Consider the following 16,369-nt stretch of genomic DNA (forward strand, 5'->3'; position numbering starts at 1 on the left):
GTGCGGTCAGGGCGAGTCGCGCAGGACCAGCGGGCGGTTGGCGGGGGTGACGCCCACCGCCCAGATGTCCGGCACCACGATCCCGGCGATCGCCAGCAGGCGGCCCCGGACGGACGGCACCGGGTCGGCGATCCACCGGCCCTCCGCCGGGTCGCCGGACAGGCGGACCGCGAACGGCCGCCCGTCCGCCGTGTGGCCCACGGCCAGCGGCGTGCCGTACTCGGAGGTGGCCGAGGTCAGCTCGGCGGCGGTGGCGGGGACCCGTTCCCGCACCACCTCGCGGGTCTCCGGTTCCAGCCGCAGCACCAGCGGCCGGCGCGCGGAGGCCGGTGCCCCGACCGGGGCGGTCCAGCCGACCAGGCGGGCGGCCATCGAGCTGTGGCCCGCGACGTGCTCGTCGTAACCCGCCCGCCGGGGCACCGGCACGGACGTCCACGCGCCTGCGGCGTACCGCAGCACCACCACGCGGTCGCCCGACCGGTCGTGGTCGACGCCGAACACGTACACCTCGTCGCCGCCGCGCGGTTCGACGCCGGTCAGCTCGCTGGAGCCGTCGAGCAGGGCCTCCGGCACCGGCACCTGGCGCCACGCGGTGCCGTCCCAGCGCTGCACGACGCCGCGCCGCCGCTGGGTGCCGGGCGCGGTCTCCGCGCCGACCGCCCACGCGCGGGCGCCGTCCAGCGGGTCGGTTTCGACGGCTTCGAGGGTCGTGGTGGTGCCGGGCCGGGCGGCGACCGGCACCCGCTGCCAGCCGTCGGCCCAGCGCAGCGCGCCGCGCCGGCCCACCGCCCAGCCGCTCTGGGCGTGGTGGACCCGGCCGATGTCGGGGATCGGGGCGGGCTGCCAGTCGTCGGTCCAGCGCAGGGCGTAGGACCGGCCTTCGGGGGTTTCGCCGAAGGCCCAGGTGCCCTCGGGGCCGGACGTGACGGCGGTCAGGGCGCCGCGACCGTCCGGGGGTTGGTTCTGCCAGGGCGAGTCGGCGGCGGTTGCGGACAGGGGTGTCGCCAGGGTGAGCGCGACCGTCAGGGACCAGATTCGCTTGCGCACCGCACGATCGTGGCCGTTCGGCGGATCTGCGCGCCAGGTTTTCGAGCAGAATCGAACGTCTGGAGGGCCGATGATCAGGATCGAGCTGTCCGCGCCGGCCCTGGCGTCCGCGCGGTTCGGGTTGTCCCCGCTGATGGAGATCGGCACCGTGCTCAACCAGTGGCAGGCCCGGCGCGGCGCGCGCTGGGCCCGCTCCGCGCTGGACACCGTGGTGCGCCTGGACCTGCGGCTGCTGGCCGGTTTCCTGGAGCACCGGGGGTACGTGCCGGACTTCCTCAACCCGCTGCCCGCCGGGTACGACGCGGACGTGCAGGCGGAGCTGCACGCCGTGGCGACGGCCGCGCCGGAGCAGGTGGCCGCCGAGGTGGCCGGGTGGGCGCGCGGCAGGCTGCGGCCCGCTCCCCGGCCGCGCCGGGTGCTCGACGCCCTGGAGCGCGGGGAGGACCGGTTCGCGCAGCAGGTGGCGGACGAGCTGGACCGGTTCCACGCCGACTTCCTCTCGCCCCGGTGGCCTGCGGTGCACCGCAGGCTGGAGGCCGACGTGGACCGCCGGGCCAGGGTCGCGGCCCGCGAGGGCCTGGGCGCGGTGCTCGGCGGGCTGGACGCCGCGACCACCTGGCGGGACGGCGCGCTCCAGGTGGACCGGCCGTTCGACCGCGAGGTGCGGGAGAACACCGGCCTGCTGCTCCTGCCGTCCACGCTGGCGGGTCACGTGGGGGTGGGCGTGGACCCGCTGGGCGTGCGCCCGGTCCACCTCGTCTACCCGGCGACGACGGCCGACCACGACCTGGCGGGCGTGCTGGGCTCGACCCGCGACGCCCTGCTGCGCGACCTCACCGCGCCGCGCACGACGACGGAGCTGGCCCGCCGCCACCACCTCGCGCCGTCGACGGTCTCCTACCACCTGAGCCGGCTGCACCGGGCCGGGATGGTCACCCGGACCAGGTCCGGCACGGTGGTCCGCTACCGCCGGGCCTGACCCGCCGCCTGCGCCGACCGGCCGGGGCGGGTTAGCATCGCGTGCTCACCGGGGCGTAGTGGAGGCGTTGAGTGGTTGGCGGGTCACCGCAGGTCGACACGTCGGTCGCGGGCGTGGTCGAGGCGCGGTGGGGAGTCCGGCCGGCCGCCGCGATCGCCCGCTACGCCGAGCCCGGCTGGCAGTGGTCGCCGATCCCGGTCGACAAGCCGTGCCCGCGCTGCGCCGCCCCGCTGCACGGCCTGTACCGGGCGCACCCGCACCGGGGCAAGCAGCAGTTGCAGGCGGCCGTGGTGTGCGTGACCTGCCCGGCGTCGTTCACGCTGCGCGAGCTGCACCTGTCGCAGCGGTCGGTGCTGGGCGAGCTGCGGCCGGAGGCGGTGGCCCGCCGGGCGGCCGAGGACGCGCAGTTGGCGGCGCTCGCCCGCGAGGCCGTCGCGCCGGAACGGCCCGACCCGCAGCCCCCGGCCACCCGGCGGCCGGTGCGCACCCCGCCGCCCGCGTCCGCCGACGTGCCGGCCGCAGCGCCGCCGGCCGCACCCTCCGCAGCGCCTGCCGGCACGCCCGCGGACGAGCCGGTCAGCACGCCCGCCGACGAGCCCGTCGGAACTTCGGCCGACGAGGTCGAGCCGGCCGCACGGCCCGCACGGCGGATGTCGACCACCGTCATGGCCGCCCGCATCCGGTCCATCCTCGCCGGGTCCGAGGCGGTCCCCTCGGCGCAGGGCGACGAGCCGCCCCTGCTGCCCGCGCACCTGGTCGACGACGTGGGCCCGGTGTGGTGGTGCAAGACCACCGACCCGACGCTCAAGCCGCCGCCCGGCGTGACCGGCGGGCGGGTGATCATGCCCGACCGCGCGGAGTTCGACGGGCTGCGCGCGCTGCTCACCCAGGAGGGCGTCGAGCACCGGTCGGTGCGGCACTGGCTGGAGCGGGAGACCGTGGCGGGCGAGGGCGACCACCTCCAGGCCACCGCGTGGCTGTCCGAGGTCGGCGGCGTCGTCCCGGACCGCTGCGAACCCGTGGCCGGGGACGAGGCCCTCGCCGCGCGGCTGGCGTTCGGCCTGCTCTGGGACCTGCACGACGACGCGCCCGGTCCCGTGCCCGACCCCGTCCCGGTGGACCGGCTGGTGCCCGCGCCGTGGCTGCCGTTCCTGCCGTTCCCGACGTTGAACCCCGCGCAGGCGCAGGCCGCGCCGCACGTCCTGGACGACGACGCGCACCTGCTGATCACCGCGCCGACCGGGGCGGGCAAGACCGCGATCGGGATGCTGGCCGTGCTGCGCGCCATCCTGGAGGAGGGCCGCAAGGCCGCCTGGCTGGTCCCGCAGCGGTCGCTGACCGACGAGCTGGACCGCGAGCTGGAGACCTGGCGCGCGCGGGGCCTGCGCGTCGAGCGGCTCTCCGGCGAGTACGCGGTCGACGTCGAGCGGGTCCGGGCCGCCGACCTGTGGGTCGCCACCACGGAGAAGTTCGAGGCGGTCTGCCGGGCGGCGTCGTTGCAGGCCGCGCTGGGCGAGGTCGGCTGCCTGGTCGTGGACGAGATCCACCTGCTGGGCACGCCCGGCCGGGGCGCGCTGCTGGAGGCGCTGCTGGCCCGGGTGCGCGGCGCGGACTCGCCGGTCCGGATCGTCGGCCTGTCGGCGACGGTGTCCAACGCCGCCGAGGTCGCCGAGTGGCTGGAGGCCGACCTGGTGGCGACCACCTGGCGGCCGTCGCGGGTGACCTGGCAGCTGCCGACCGTGCCCGCCGGGTCCGGCTTCGCGGCCAACGCCCGGCTGCGCGAGCAGGTCGTGGTCGACCTGACCACCCGGCACACCGCCGAGCAGGGCAGCGTGCTGGTGTTCTGCGGCTCCAAGCGGAACGTGCGCTCGACCGCGATGGCGATCGCCGCCGAGCGCGGGGCACCTGTGCACACCGTTGCGGCCGACGACGTGGACGGGCTGACGGCGGTGTGCGCGGACGTGGGCGTCCGCCTGCACTACGCCGACTACGAGCACAAGCACGCCGCCGAGCGGGCGTTCCGGGAACGCCGGGCCGACGTCCTGGTCGCCACGTCGACGGTGGCCGCCGGCGTCAACCTGCCCGCCCGCGCGGTGGTCGTGCGGGACACCTCGGTCGGCGGCGAGCCGATGGACACCTCGATGGTGCTGCAGATGTTCGGGCGGGCCGGGCGGATCGGGGCGGGCGAGACCGAGGGCTGGTCCTACCTGGTGGTGGACGAGCACCAGCGCGCCGGGTGGCAGGCGCGGCTGGTGGCGGGCTACTCGGTCTACTCGCGCATCCACGAGAGCCTGCCCGACCACGTGCTGGCCGAGGTGTTGCAGGGCCGGATCACCAGCACCGCCGACGCCGAGGCGTGGTGGGTGGAGACGCTGGCCCACGCGCAGGGCGACGACGCCGCGCAGCCCGTGCAGGACGCGGTGGCGTTCCTGGTGGCGGAGGGCCACCTCGCGGCCCGCCCGGACGGCGGCCTGGCGATCACCGACCTGGGCCGGCTGACCGCCCGGATGATGGTGTCCACGCACGCCGGCCACCGGCTGCGGTACGCGCTGGGCCTGCTGCCGACCCCGCCGGACCCGGAGGCGGCCGAGGACGCGCTGACCCTCGTGCTGTCGGTCGCGGTCCGGGACCTGGCCGCGATCGCCGTGCCCGACCAGGTGCGCCCGGCGGTGGCGACGGCGATCAAGGCGGGCGGGCGCGCGTCGCGGATCACGCACACCGCGTCGGTCAAGGGCCTGGGCTCGCAGACCACCACCGCGCCCGGCGACCTGGCCCGCGCGGCGCTGCTGCTCGCGGCCCGGTCGCCGCACCTGTTCGGCGGCGGCCGGGGCCGGAGGGTCGCGGCGGGCATCCCGCTGTCCACCCTGCACCCGGTCTTCGAGCAGGCCCCGCGCTACCTGTCGTGGCTGGCGGCGCAGGGCGCGCTGGGCACCGTGCACCCGTGGATCGCCATCGTCGCGGCGGACCTCGACCAGCGGGTCCGCTGGCGGCGGCTGGCGCCCCGGCGCGGCGCGGGCCGGCTGCTGTGGCTGTGCGAGCAGATGGCCACCCGCGCCCGCGCGCAGGACCTGGTGCCGGAGATGTGGCGCTCGGCGGTGGCCCGGGGAGTCCGGTCGCCGGACTGGAAGCCCGGCCGCCCGCCGGCCGGCTGCGAGCTGGACCAGGCCGGTTACACGGCGCTGCTGCGCGAGCGCGCCACCACCGCCGTGCTGACCGCGCACGCGGACCGCGCGTCGGTCGCCGGCACGGTCGCCGCCACCGCCGTGGCCTGGCGCGGCAAGCAGCACGGCCCGGCGACCCCGACGAAGGCCGCCACGGACGTCGGCTACCCGGACCCGGACACCGCCGACTCGGCGGAGTCGGACCGGGGCGTCGCGGTGTTCACCCGCCGGGGTGACTACCGCGCGACCGGCTGGCTGGCCGCCTACGACGCGCCGGCCGCCGAGGACGAGCCCGAACCGACCCCGCCTCCACCCCGCCGGGGGCTGGGCGCGCGGCGCTGACCACGTCCGACCGGGCCGGGCGCGCGGCACCGGGCACCCGCGCGCCGGAGTGGATCGACGACCGGGTGCGGCGGCTCGCCGTCCTGGCAGGATGGCGCCGTGGACCGCGCAACCGAAGACGTGCTCGACGCGGTGGGCCCACGCCTGCGCGCGCTGCGGCGGGCACGCGGCATCACCCTGGCCGACCTGGCGGCGACGACCGGCGTGTCGGAGAGCACCCTGTCCCGGCTGGAGAGCGGACAGCGGCGGGCGACCCTGGAGCTGCTGCTGCCGCTGTCCCGCACCTACGACGTCCCGCTGGACGACCTGGTCGGTGCACCGCGCGCCGGGGACCCCCGCATCCACCTCAAGCCGGTGCGGCGGTTCGGCATGACCCTCGTCCCGCTGTCCCGGCGGCCGGGCGGGGTGCACGCGTTCAAGCTGATCATCCCCGGCGAGGCCGAGCCGCTCGACCCGACCCCGCAGACCCACCGGGGCCTGGAGTGGCTCTACGTGCTCAACGGCCGCCTGCGGCTCGTGGTCGGCGACAGCGACGTAACGCTCCCGCCCGGTGAAGCGGCCGAGTTCGACACGTCGCAACCCCACTGGCTGGGCACCGCCGACGGCCACCCGGTCGAGCTGCTGGTCCTGTTCGGACTGGACGGCCTGCGCGCGCACGCCCGCCCGGACACCGAATCCGGCACCTGAGCCCGGGACGGCGGCACCGGAGCGCGAGCAGGTGGCGTGGGAGCGGTTCCACGACGCGACGATGGCGGCCGGGTTGCTGGACGCCGCCTACGAGGTGCACCGCGTGCACCGGATGGGCGGCCTCCTGCTGTCCCGGATCGCCGCCCACCGGTGGCACCTGCCCAGCGCGGCCGAGGCGCTGGGCGTCACGGAGCACGCACTGGGCCTGCGCCTGGCAGCGGCCGGTTCCGGCGGGCTGCTGCGGGAGGACGTGCTGGCGCATACCGGGCGAAAGCCAAGCAGCAGTCGGCTTTTCCCCGCACGCGGCGCTCGTCGGCCGACAACCGGGCGGGGCACATCGCGGCGGACACGGGTCCGGCGCGAGGCGGTAGCGTCGGCGAGGTGGAATCCGACGTCGAAGTGGCGATCCGCGCGGCCGTGACCGGCGCGACCGAGGTCCGCTCCCGGTTCGGGGGCGAGGTGGAGCGGTACGCCAAGCCCGGCGGTGACTTCGCCACGTCCGCCGACCTCGCGGCGGAGCGGGCGATCACCGGTGTGCTGGCCGACGCGCGCCCGCAGGACGTGGTGGTCGGCGAGGAGTCCGGCGGCACGGCACCCGCGTCCGGCCGGGTGTGGCTCGTCGACCCGTTGTGCGGCACCGCGAACTACGCCGCCCGGACGCCGCTGGCAGCGGTGAACGTGGCGCTGCGGGTCGGCTCCGAGGTGGTCGCGGCGGCGGTGGCGGACCCGTTCACCGGCGAGGTGTTCTGGACCGACGGCGCGGTGGCGCGGGTGCGGTCGGGCGGTGACGAGCCGCTGCGCCCCGACCCGTCGAGCCGGTTGGTGGACGTGAACCTGGACGTGCCGGACCAGGCGGTGCTGGGGATGCTGGCCGACGACGCGTTCACCACCGCGTTCCGGCCCCGGGTGCTGTCCACGACGCTGGCCCTGGCGTGGGTGGCGAGCGGCCGGCGGGCGGCCTACGTGACGGCCGGGGACCTGCGCGACAGCGTGCACTTCACCGGCGCGATCACCCTGTGCCAGGCGGCGGGCTGCGTCGTCACGGGCATCGGCGGCGGTCCGGTGCACACCGGGCCGCTCGGCTTGGTGGCGGCAGCCGACGCGCCGACGCACGCCGCCCTGCTCGCGCTGCTCGCCCGGCGCTGACCCCGGACCGGCGCGCGGGACCGGCCCACGCCCGGCTCGGCCGGTGATCAGGCCCGGGACCGGCGCGCGGAACGGGACGCGCGGCTTCGTGGGCCGACCGGCGGCACCGGTCGCCGGTCGGCCATGGCACGTTCACCTCGTGGACGCACGCGTGGGTTACAAAGCGCGCGCCCGTCGTCGAGGTTGGAGGCACCGTGCCCCGTACGGTTCGTGTTGTCGCAGGTCTGTTGGCCTGCGGGCTGACCATCCCGGTCGCGCCGCCCGCCGGCGCGACCGGGACCGAGCGGTTCCAGCGGGTCGACACCATGCCGGTGTTCCGCAACAGCTCGGCCGCCGAGCACACCGCCGCCGAGATCGCCGCCGCCACCCAGGACGGCCGGACCGTCGTCTACACCGACTCGCCCGGCCGCAGGATCGGGTTCACCGAGGTGCGCGACGGGAAGTTCACCCCGCGCGGCACGCTGGCCGTTCCCGGCGAGCCCACGTCGGTGGACGTGCTCGGGCGGCTCGCGCTGGTCGCGGTCAACACCTCGCCGTCGCGCGCCACCCCGTCCGGCGTGCTCGTGGTGGTGGACCTGGACCGCCGCGCGGTCGTCGCCACGCACGACCTCGGCGGGCAGCCGGACTCGATCGACGTCTCGAAGGACGGCCGGTACGCAGCCGTGGCCATCGAGAACGAGCGCGACGAGGACGTGAACGACGGCGAGATCCCCCAGGCGCCCGCCGGTTTCCTCACCGTCGTGGACCTCAAGGGTGCGCCCACGGCGTGGACGCAGCGGCGGGTGGAGCTGACCGGGATCGCCGAGGTCGCGCCGGACGACCCGGAACCCGAGTACGTCAGCATCAACGGCCGCAACCAGGTCGCGGTCACCTTGCAGGAGAACAACCACATCGCCGTCGTGGACCTGCGCTCCGGCGCGCTGGTCACCCACTTCTCGGCGGGCACGGCCACCGTGCACGGCGTGGACACCGCCGACGACGGCCGGATCGACCCGTCGCGCACCACCACCGCCGCGCGCGAGCCGGACGCCGTCGCGTGGCTGGACGACCGCACGCTGGGCACCGCCGACGAGGGCGACTACCGGGGCGGCTCGCGGACGTGGACGGTGTTCGACGCCGCGTCCGGGCGGGTGGTGTTCTCCTCCGGCAACGAGCTGGACCGGCTCGCCATCCGGCAGGGCCAGTACCCGGACGGCCGGTCGGACAACAAGGGCGTCGAGCCCGAGGGGTTGGCGGTCGCCACGTTCGGGCGGCACCGGTACGCGTTCGTCGGCCTGGAGCGGGCCAACCTCGTCGCGGTCTACGACGTCGACGACCCGCGCCGCCCGAAGTTCCTCCAGGCGCTGCCGACCGGCGTGGGCCCCGAGGGGCTGCTGCCGATCCCGGCGACCGGCACGCTCGTGGTCTCGGCCGAGGAGGACTCGGCCGGCGACGGCGTCCGCTCGTCGCTGACCTCCTACCGCCTGACCCGCACGCCGCTCGCGCTGTCGTTGCAGCGCAACCAGGGCACGCCGTCGATCGTGTCGGACGGCATCGGGTTCGGCGCGCTGTCGGGCCTGTCCGGCATCCCCGGCGACCACCGCAACGTCGTCGCGGTCACCGACAACGCGTACTCGCCGACCCGCGTCCTCACCGTCGACACGCTCGCCGCCCCCGCGAAAGTGCGCGCCGAGCTGATCCTGACCAAGGACGGGCAGCCGGTCGGCTACGACGGCGAGGGCATCGCGGCCCGCCGGGGCGGCGGCTACTGGGTGGCGTCCGAGGGCGACGGCAAGAAGGTGCCGAACCTGCTGGTCGAGGTCGACCGGTCGGGTGCGGTGGTGCGCGAGGTGCCGCTGCCCGCGACCGTCGCGGCGACCGCCACCGGCAACGGCTTCGAGGGCGTCGCGGTCACCGGCCGGGGCGCGGGCGAGCAGGTGTGGCTGGCCGTGCAGCGGGAGTGGAAGGCCGACCGGCCGGGTCAGGCGACGCTCGCCCGCTTCACGCCCGCCACCGGCCAGTGGGCGTTCGCGGCGTACCCGCTGGACGCGGCCCCGGCGGGCGGCTGGGTCGGCCTGTCCGAGGTGACCGCGCTGGACGACCGGACGCTGCTGGTGCTGGAGCGCGACAACCAGCGCGGCGACGCGGCGGCCACCAAGAAGGTCTACCGGGTGGACGTCGGCGCGCTCGCGCCGGTCGCGGCGGGCGAGCCGAAGCCCGTGGTGGCCAAAGCTCCCGCGCGGGACCTGCTGCCCGCGCTGAAGGCGGACGGCGCGACCGCGCACGACAAGGTCGAGGGCCTCGCGGTCGTCGGATTCGGCCCGCTGCGCCGCCTGGTCGGCGTGGTGGACAACGACGGCGTGGACGACGCTCCGGGCGAGTCGGTGTTCCTGCGCCTGGGCTGGATCCGCTGACCCCACCGCGAAGGGACGACCCCACCGCCGGGAACGGGCTCCCCGTCCCCGGCGGACCCGTAGGCTGGTCCGGTAGGTCCGGACCACTCACGAGGGACGACGTTGGCACTGTTCACGCTGCCCGAGGCACGGCACGAGCTGGACCGGCTGCGGCCGGTGCTGGACGAGATCGTGGCGCTGCGCGCCGACGCCGCCGAGCTGTCCGCCTCGCTCGGATCGGGCGAGCCGACCGGGCTGGGCGGCCTGCCCGAGTTCAAGGCCGCGCAGGCCCGGCTGGACGACCTGATGAGCGCGGTGCAGGCGACCGGCGCGGAGCTGAAGGGCTTCGCGCCGCTGCTGGTGGACTTCCCGTCCGAGCTGGACGGCGTGCCGGTGCTGCTGTGCTGGCTGGAGGGCGACGCCGGCCTGGACTGGTACCACCGGGCGGACCTCGGTTTCGCCGGCCGCCGCCGCCTGCCGTGACCCCGGGCTGTCGCCTGTCATGCCCCCTGGCCGTCGCCTGCCGTGACCACGGCCGCCGGTTCCCGCTGCGGCCGGGGTCCTGCCGTCACGGCACGATCAGCACCACCTTGCCGCGCCCGTGACCGGTCTCCAGGTCGCGGTGCGCGTCGGCGGCCGACGTGAACGGGTAGGCGTGCCGGATGTGGACGGTGATCAGGCCGCGCTCGTACAGCTCGTTCAGCTCCAGCAGCCGGGCCGCCGACCGGCCCGGGGTCAGTGCAGGCACGCCGAGTTCCGCCGCCGTGTCGTCGTCCACCATGGTCCGGATGCGGTCCCGGTCCTCCACCAGCGCGGCGGACGCCCGCAGCGCGTCCCCGCCGACCAGGTCCAGCGCGGCGTCCACCCGGCCGATCGCGCGCACCCGGTCGACCAGACCGTCCCCGTAGGTGACCGGGATCGCGCCGATGGACCGCAGGTGGTCGTGGTTGGCCTCGCTCGCGGTGCCGATCACCGCGCCGGCACCCCATGCCCTGGCCAGTTGCACGGCGAACGTCCCGAGCGCCCCCGCCGCCCCGTGCACGAGGACCGTCTCGCCGGGCTTGATCCGCAGCTCCCCCCAGGGCCAGGTGCGCGCCCTGCCCGTTCGCGGAGAACCCGCCCGCCACCTCCCACGGCATGGAAGCGGGCTTGGCCACCACCTGGTCCGCCGGCACCACCACGTGCTGGGCGTAGCAGCCCAGGGTGGTGTAGCCGTAGACCGCCGCGCCGGGCTCGAAGGCGGTCACCCCCTCCCCCACCTCGTCCACGACGCCGGCGAACTCGTTGCCCGGCACGACCGGGAACTCCACCCGCAGCGACAGCGGTGCCCACCCGCGCCTCACGGCGGTGTCGAAGTGCTGCACCCCGGCCACCCGGACCCGCACCCGGACCTGCCCCGGCCCGGCGTGCGGCTCGGGCACGTCGAGCACCCCCAGCACCTCCGGCCCACCGAACGACGTCGCTCCCACGGCCTTCACCGGATCCCCCTCCCGTTGTCCGGCACCGAGTCTGCGACCTCGACCAAGGTCGAGGTCAAGCCGGCTCCCACGACCACCGGTCCGGCGTCGCCGGCATGATCGGACGATGACGCCCGCCAGGATCGCCCGCCACGACGAGCTGTCCACCCTCCTCGCGTCGTGCACCGGTGCCGAACTCGCCGCGCTCGCGGACACGGGTCGGGCGGGCAGCGTGGGCGTGGGCGGCGGCGCGGCGACGGTCGACGTCGACGGGGTCGCGGTGTTCGTCAAGCGCATCCCGTTGACCGACCGGGAGATCGCCCACCCCCGCTCCACCGCGAACCTGTTCGACCTGCCAGTGCACTGCCAGTACGGCGTCGTCAGCCCGGGGTTCTCCGCGTGGCGCGAGCTGGCCGCGAACCTGATCGTCACCGAGGCGGCGCGGGCCGGTGAGACGGAGGCGTTCCCGCTGCTGCACCACTGGCGGGTCCTGCCGGGCCGCCCGCCGGTCGCGGCCGAGCACGCCGACACCGACGCGGTCGTCGCGGCGCTCGACGGCTCCCCGGCCGTGCGCGCCCGCCTCGACGCCCTGGCCGGCGCGACGCACAGCCTCGTGCTGTTCAGCGAGCACGTCCCCCACGCGCTGTCGGACTGGTTGGCCGACGACCCGGTCGGCAAGGCCGAAACGGTCGAGCGGCAACTGTCGGAGATCGTGACCTTCCTGCGCCGCCGGGAACTGCTGCACCTGGACGGCCACTTCGGCAACATGCGCAGCGACGGCGAGCGCATCCACCTGACCGACTTCGGCCTGGCCACCTCGCCGCACTTCGACCTGTCGCCGGCCGAACGGGACTTCGTCCGGCGCAACGCCGCGCACGACGCCGACTACGCGGCGATGCGCCTGGTCAACTGGCTCGTGACGGACGTGTGCGGGGTGACCGTCCCGCCGGACGGCATCCCCACCGCCCGCAACGAGTACGTGCGCCGCTGCGCCGCCGGCCGCGTCCCGGACGGCGTACCCCCGACCGTGGCCGCGATCCTGGCCCGCCACGCACCCACTGCCGCGAAGATGAACAGCTTCTACTGGCGGCTGTTCGACGGGGAGGTCACCGCGGAGTACCCCGGGTGAGGCGTGCCGGTCGCGCGGCTCCGCCGGCCGGGCCGGGTGCTCGGCGCGTGGGCACCGGCACCGGTCCGCGACGGTCGCGCAGCAGCGTGCGCCCCTTGATCAGCCAGGAGACGCCGAACGCCAGGGCCTCGCACCAGGACAGCGGCTGCCACCCGGTCTTCGCACCCCTGCCGGAGCTCAGGTTCCCACGGCATCGCGGACAGTCGGCCCAGCCGACCGCCGCCATCCGGATGACATCACCAGACGAGCGCGAACTCGTACCACGGGCCGTCGAGGTGGTGGAACGAGTAGCCCTCCCCACCGGCCACGGTGCTCGCCGGCACGCGGTCCGGGCAGTGCGCGTACCCGGTCGAGTCGAGGAAACCCGCGTCCGCCACCGTCATCAGGACGCAGTCGGCGTACCGGACCGCGCTGGAGATCGTGAACAGGGCGAACGGCCGGTCGAGCACGCGCCCGTCGGCGGACGCCCTGGTCTCCGCCGCCAACGCGTCGAGCGACGACCGGTGCGCGGTGAAGGCCGCCCTCTCCGCGACCGTGCTGCCGGCGAACACCGCCGTGGCCGCCAAGACCACGGGCACCACGAGGAAAGCCCACGGCCGAACCGGGTTCCGCCCGCGCAGCGCGAGCACTGCGAGCACCGCCCACCACAAGACGACCACGGTCCAGCACGCCAACGCAGCCAGCCCCGTCGTCCAGTACCCGCCGGGCACCGAACCCGCCCACAGCGTGAGCACGACCGGCACCACCACGGCACCCGACGGCAGCCACGGCGAACGCCACCACGCACGACCCATGCGACAACAGACGCGGCACGGGGGCGTCGTGGTTCCCAGCACCGCAAGCGGTGTTCGGTGGTCGGCGGGCAGTGGTCGGGCACGGGGACACCGCAGCCGCGTTCGGCGGCATCGCGGGATTGTCCGCGTCGGCGTCCGCCTCGGTCCCCGTGCCCGACCCGGCGGGCCGGTGGAGCTGGACACCGGGTCCCGCCGACCGGCTGACCCGTGGGGTCAGGCGTCCGGTCGTCGACCACTCCACGGTCCCGCTGTCCCGGCTTGTCCGGTAGGGCCGAATTGCGGGTTCTGCACCACCGGCACGCCGGCGTGGCAGGCCGGCGGTGGCCGGGCCGGACGGTCAGCGGTCGCCGGTGCGGAAGCGGTCCAGGACGCGGCGTTCGCGCTTGGTGGGGCGGCCCGCGCCGCGTTCCCGGCGGGCGACCGGGATGGCGGCCTCGGGCGGCGGGGCGGGGGTGCGGTCGATGAAGCACGTCGCCGCGTCCGCCGCGCCGACCCGCTTCTGGATCACCCGGACCACCTCGACCACCTTGGTGGTGTCACCGACCCGGGCGCGCACCTCGTCACCGGGTACCACGACGGTCGCGGGCTTGGCGGGCCGGTCGTTGACCCGGACGTGCCCGCCCCGGCACGCCGCCGCCGCGTCCGGGCGGGTCTTGGTCAGCCGGACGGCCCACAGCCAGCGGTCCACACGGGTCGACTCCACGCCCTACATCATGCCGCCGACGCCGCCCGCCGACCGCGCAGGGCGTGCAGGCCCGCCGCCAGGGTGCCCAGGCAGAGCGCGGCGGAGCTGTACGCGAAGGCCATCGGCACGCCCACGTACACGCCGAGCAGCCCCACGGTGAACCCGCTGCCGGTGCGCAGGCCGCCCGAGGACAGGCCGTAGAGCCCCAGCACGCGGCCCCGGTCGGCGGGCGGGCTGAGCAGCTGCACGACCGTCTGCGTGATCGACATGGACGCCAGGTTCGCCACGCCGCCGACCACCAGCAGCCCCACGGCGAGCGGGTAGCTGCCGGTCAGCGCGAAGCCGAGCCCGGTCAGGCCGTACACGGCGGTGGCCAGGACGGCGGTGGGCACGGTCGGCCTGATCCGGCGGGTCACCTCCATCAGCAGGCCGCCGAGCACGCCGCCCGCGCCGTTGGCGAACAGCAGCACCCCGTACGCGGTGCCCGCCTCGCCCACGCCCAGCTCCTGGGCGAAGATCGGCATGGACGTCTGCATCGACGCACCGATGAAGAACGACCCCAGCCCCGCCAGCACGATCATGCTGATCAGCGTCCGGTTGGACCTGACCTCGCGGAACACCCGCAGCGAGTCGCGCAGCCCGACCCTGGTCCGGGGGTGGTGGTCGCGGGTGTGGCCGGTGAACTTCGTGCGGAACAGGAAGATCGTCAGCGGGAGGTAGATCAGCGCGTTGGCGAAGATGCCGGCGGTCGGGCCCAGCCCGAGCAGCAGCGCGGAGCCGACCACGGGGCCGAACAGGATGCCCAGGCTGCGGAACGTCGAGTTGAGCCGGACGGCGCTGGGCAGCTCGTCGTGGCCGACGAAGTCGTGCAGCATCAACTGCTCGGCCGGCCCCCACAGCGCGCCCGCTATGCCGTGCAGCACCAGCAGGACGCACGCCTGCCACATCTGGAGCGAGTCGGTGAGGAACAGCACGCCCCAGGCGATGGACACCGCCATGAACAGCGCCTGCGCGACCTGGATCACCCGGCGGCAGTCGAAGCGGTCGGCCAGCGACCCGAACCACACCGACAGCAGCAGGAACGGGGCCCAGTGGCTGATCACCTGGAACCCGGTCAGGGCCGGCGACTGGAACTTCTCCCACAGCACCCAGTAGGTGATGACGTGCTCGATGTTGTCGGCCATCATGGCCAGGCCCGTGCCGAACAGGTACGGCCGGCAGTCCCGGTTGCGCAGCGCGGCGAACCGCCGGGGCGGCGCGGTGGCCACGCCGGCGGCCGGGACGGGCTCGGCCTGGTGGGTCGGGACACCGCAGGCGGCGCACATGGGTCGGGTTCCTCTCGGGCTGCCGCCCCCGGGCGGCGTTCAGGACGCGGGCGGGTGGTCTGGGCACACCGGGCCGCCGTCCGATCACCGTAAGCAGATCGCGCCGGCCGTGCTAGGACTGCCGGGAACCAGCAGGTGTGGGACGCACTACAGTCGTGCGCCCACATCGGGCGAAACTCGCGGATCAGACGGCCCGACGCCGGACCGCCGGGCGCGGTGGTGACGTGCGGCACGCACCGGGCCCGGGGTCACGTCCGCCGGGCGCGAGGCCGTCCCGCCCGGCGGGCGCCACGTTGGCACGCCCGCCGGGCGCGAGGTCGGCACGCCCGCCGGGAGCGGGACGTCAGGCGAGCGATGCCGCGTAGGCGGCGAACCGGCGGGTCTCGGCCATGCTCCCCGGGCGTGGCGGCTGCGCCGGGTCCCAGCCGAGTGCGCGGTCCTCGGCCGCCTGGGTCAGCAACGGCCGCCACTGCGGGTCGAGCGCGTCCACGGCCCACTCCAGCGCGGCGCGCTTGGACGCCACCTGCGCGGTGCGCAGGGTGTAGAGCGCGCGGCAGCAGGCCGTCACCGCGTAGCGCTGGGTCCACGCCACGTCGAGCGGCGCCCACGTGGCGATGTCGTCCAGCAGGGTCGGCAGCGCGGCGCGCATCTCGTCCCGCAGGGCCGCCGGCGGGACCTCGTCCACCAGGCTCGCGGCCGGCGGGCCGTCCAGGGCGATGCCGTGGTGGCGCAGGATCCAGCGGGTGTGCGGGGTGTTGCAGTGGGTGTCGTTGACCAGCACGCGGTGACCCCGGTCGCAGTACAGCCACGGCACGCCGAGGCCCGCCACCGTGCGCAGGGAGGCGGTGTCCGCGTACGAACCCTCGATCTCCCCCGCCCAGAAGCCCTCGCGGGTGGGGATCTCGTCGTGCAGCGCGCGCAGGCCGGCCTCCGCCGCGCCGGAGGGCCGGGTGGTGGTGACGATCACGAAATCGCAGTCGCTGTGCAGGTCGCCCGCGCCCAGGGCGAACGAGCCCTGGAGGTACGCGCCGACGTAGGTGTCGCCGAGGATGCGGCGGGCGGACCGGACGAGGTCGGCCAGCAGCGCGTCGAGTTCGGCGTAGGGCGTGAACATGGCACTTCTCCGTACCCGTGGGAGTGATTGGGCTGCGTACGGGCGCGGCAGCGGGGCCGCGCTCAGGCGCGGCGGGTGCGGAGTGCGGCGAAGCAGTTCACGCCACCACCGTACCGGCGAAATCCGGGGGT

Annotated in this window: 14 protein-coding genes and 1 pseudogene; 8 read left to right on the forward strand and 7 right to left on the reverse strand. The window is 75.7% G+C overall.

Translation table 11 applies throughout. The features are described 5' to 3' along the window. Window positions 1-6 precede the first annotated feature (6 nt). Window positions 7-1,047, reverse strand: a complete 1,041-nt coding sequence (locus tag AB0I60_RS20810; protein ID WP_360732069.1) for a hypothetical protein — start codon at window positions 1,045-1,047, stop codon at window positions 7-9. A gap of 70 nt (window positions 1,048-1,117) precedes the next feature. Here AB0I60_RS20810 and AB0I60_RS20815 point away from each other — a divergent pair, with 70 nt between their 5' ends. The 7 genes from AB0I60_RS20815 (at window position 1,118) to AB0I60_RS20845 (ending at window position 10,217) form a co-directional block, all read left to right on the forward strand. Then, window positions 1,118-2,026 (forward strand): helix-turn-helix domain-containing protein, encoded by a 909-nt coding sequence (locus AB0I60_RS20815; protein WP_360732070.1) that lies wholly within the window; start codon window positions 1,118-1,120, stop codon window positions 2,024-2,026. Between the two features lie 71 nt (window positions 2,027-2,097). After that, window positions 2,098-5,529, forward strand: a complete 3,432-nt coding sequence (locus AB0I60_RS20820; RefSeq protein WP_360732071.1) for a DEAD/DEAH box helicase — start codon at window positions 2,098-2,100, stop codon at window positions 5,527-5,529. A 99-nt stretch (window positions 5,530-5,628) separates the two neighbouring features. Then, complete coding sequence (locus AB0I60_RS20825) at window positions 5,629-6,216, forward strand: XRE family transcriptional regulator (protein ID WP_360732072.1); 588 nt, start codon at window positions 5,629-5,631, stop codon at window positions 6,214-6,216. A 31-nt stretch (window positions 6,217-6,247) separates the two neighbouring features. After that, window positions 6,248-6,637 carry a hypothetical protein gene (locus AB0I60_RS20830; RefSeq protein ID WP_360732074.1) on the forward strand — a complete coding sequence of 130 codons (390 nt, stop codon included), beginning with the start codon at window positions 6,248-6,250 and terminating at the stop codon, window positions 6,635-6,637. Beyond that, window positions 6,598-7,362, forward strand: coding sequence for an inositol monophosphatase family protein (locus tag AB0I60_RS20835; protein WP_360732075.1), 765 nt, complete (start codon window positions 6,598-6,600; stop codon window positions 7,360-7,362). The genes AB0I60_RS20830 and AB0I60_RS20835 overlap by 40 nt, the downstream gene beginning before the upstream one ends. A 194-nt stretch (window positions 7,363-7,556) precedes the next feature. Beyond that, the gene (locus AB0I60_RS20840; RefSeq protein ID WP_360732076.1) at window positions 7,557-9,755 is read left to right on the forward strand and encodes an esterase-like activity of phytase family protein; all 2,199 of its coding nucleotides are present in this window, start codon (window positions 7,557-7,559) and stop codon (window positions 9,753-9,755) included. Window positions 9,756-9,857: 102 nt separating this feature from the next. Beyond that, window positions 9,858-10,217 carry a DUF2203 domain-containing protein gene (locus AB0I60_RS20845; protein WP_360732077.1) on the forward strand — a complete coding sequence of 120 codons (360 nt, stop codon included), beginning with the start codon at window positions 9,858-9,860 and terminating at the stop codon, window positions 10,215-10,217. 85 nt (window positions 10,218-10,302) lie between these two features. Here AB0I60_RS20845 and AB0I60_RS20850 read toward each other — a convergent pair whose 3' ends face one another. Next, window positions 10,303-10,776 carry a zinc-binding dehydrogenase gene (locus tag AB0I60_RS20850; RefSeq protein WP_360732078.1) on the reverse strand — a complete coding sequence of 158 codons (474 nt, stop codon included), beginning with the start codon at window positions 10,774-10,776 and terminating at the stop codon, window positions 10,303-10,305. Window positions 10,777-10,987: 211 nt separating this feature from the next. Continuing rightward, a pseudogene (locus AB0I60_RS20855) lies at window positions 10,988-11,407 on the reverse strand (alcohol dehydrogenase catalytic domain-containing protein); the annotation flags it as partial. Between AB0I60_RS20855 and AB0I60_RS20860 the strand changes: the two are divergent. Further along, on the forward strand, window positions 11,319-12,320 hold the full coding sequence (locus AB0I60_RS20860; RefSeq protein WP_360732080.1) for a serine/threonine protein phosphatase: 1,002 nt from the start codon (window positions 11,319-11,321) through the stop codon (window positions 12,318-12,320). The pseudogene AB0I60_RS20855 and the gene AB0I60_RS20860 sit on opposite strands and share 89 nt — an antisense overlap. 236 nt (window positions 12,321-12,556) lie before the next feature. Here AB0I60_RS20860 and AB0I60_RS20865 read toward each other — a convergent pair whose 3' ends face one another. The 4 genes from AB0I60_RS20865 to AB0I60_RS20880 all read right to left on the reverse strand — a co-directional run bounded on the left by AB0I60_RS20865 (window position 12,557) and on the right by AB0I60_RS20880 (window position 16,238). Next, on the reverse strand, window positions 12,557-13,114 hold the full coding sequence (locus AB0I60_RS20865; protein WP_360732081.1) for a hypothetical protein: 558 nt from the start codon (window positions 13,112-13,114) through the stop codon (window positions 12,557-12,559). 337 nt (window positions 13,115-13,451) lie between these two features. Next, entirely contained in the window at window positions 13,452-13,817 is a 366-nt protein-coding gene (locus tag AB0I60_RS20870; RefSeq protein WP_360732083.1) for a S4 domain-containing protein, read from the reverse strand. 8 nt (window positions 13,818-13,825) lie between these two features. Beyond that, window positions 13,826-15,124, reverse strand: coding sequence for an MFS transporter (locus AB0I60_RS20875; protein WP_360732085.1), 1,299 nt, complete (start codon window positions 15,122-15,124; stop codon window positions 13,826-13,828). Window positions 15,125-15,467: 343 nt separating this feature from the next. Further along, window positions 15,468-16,238: an aminoglycoside adenylyltransferase domain-containing protein gene (locus AB0I60_RS20880; RefSeq protein ID WP_360732086.1), complete on the reverse strand. Its 771-nt coding sequence runs from the start codon at window positions 16,236-16,238 to the stop codon at window positions 15,468-15,470. Between the last annotated feature and the right edge of the window lie 131 nt (window positions 16,239-16,369).

It is taken from the genome of Actinosynnema sp. NPDC050436 (assembly GCF_040655415.1).
GTDB lineage: Bacteria > Actinomycetota > Actinomycetes > Mycobacteriales > Pseudonocardiaceae > Actinosynnema.

Excerpts from the sequence above, each read along its gene's own strand:
- AB0I60_RS20815 (WP_360732070.1), top strand. The coding sequence starts at position 1,118 with ATGATCAGGATCGAGCTGTCCGCGCCGGCCCTGGCGTCCGCGCGGTTC.
- AB0I60_RS20860 (WP_360732080.1), top strand. The coding sequence starts at position 11,319 with ATGACGCCCGCCAGGATCGCCCGCCACGACGAGCTGTCCACCCTCCTC.
- AB0I60_RS20865 (WP_360732081.1), bottom strand. The coding sequence starts at position 13,114 with ATGGGTCGTGCGTGGTGGCGTTCGCCGTGGCTGCCGTCGGGTGCCGTG.
- AB0I60_RS20875 (WP_360732085.1), bottom strand. The coding sequence starts at position 15,124 with ATGTGCGCCGCCTGCGGTGTCCCGACCCACCAGGCCGAGCCCGTCCCG.
- AB0I60_RS20880 (WP_360732086.1), bottom strand. The coding sequence starts at position 16,238 with ATGTTCACGCCCTACGCCGAACTCGACGCGCTGCTGGCCGACCTCGTC.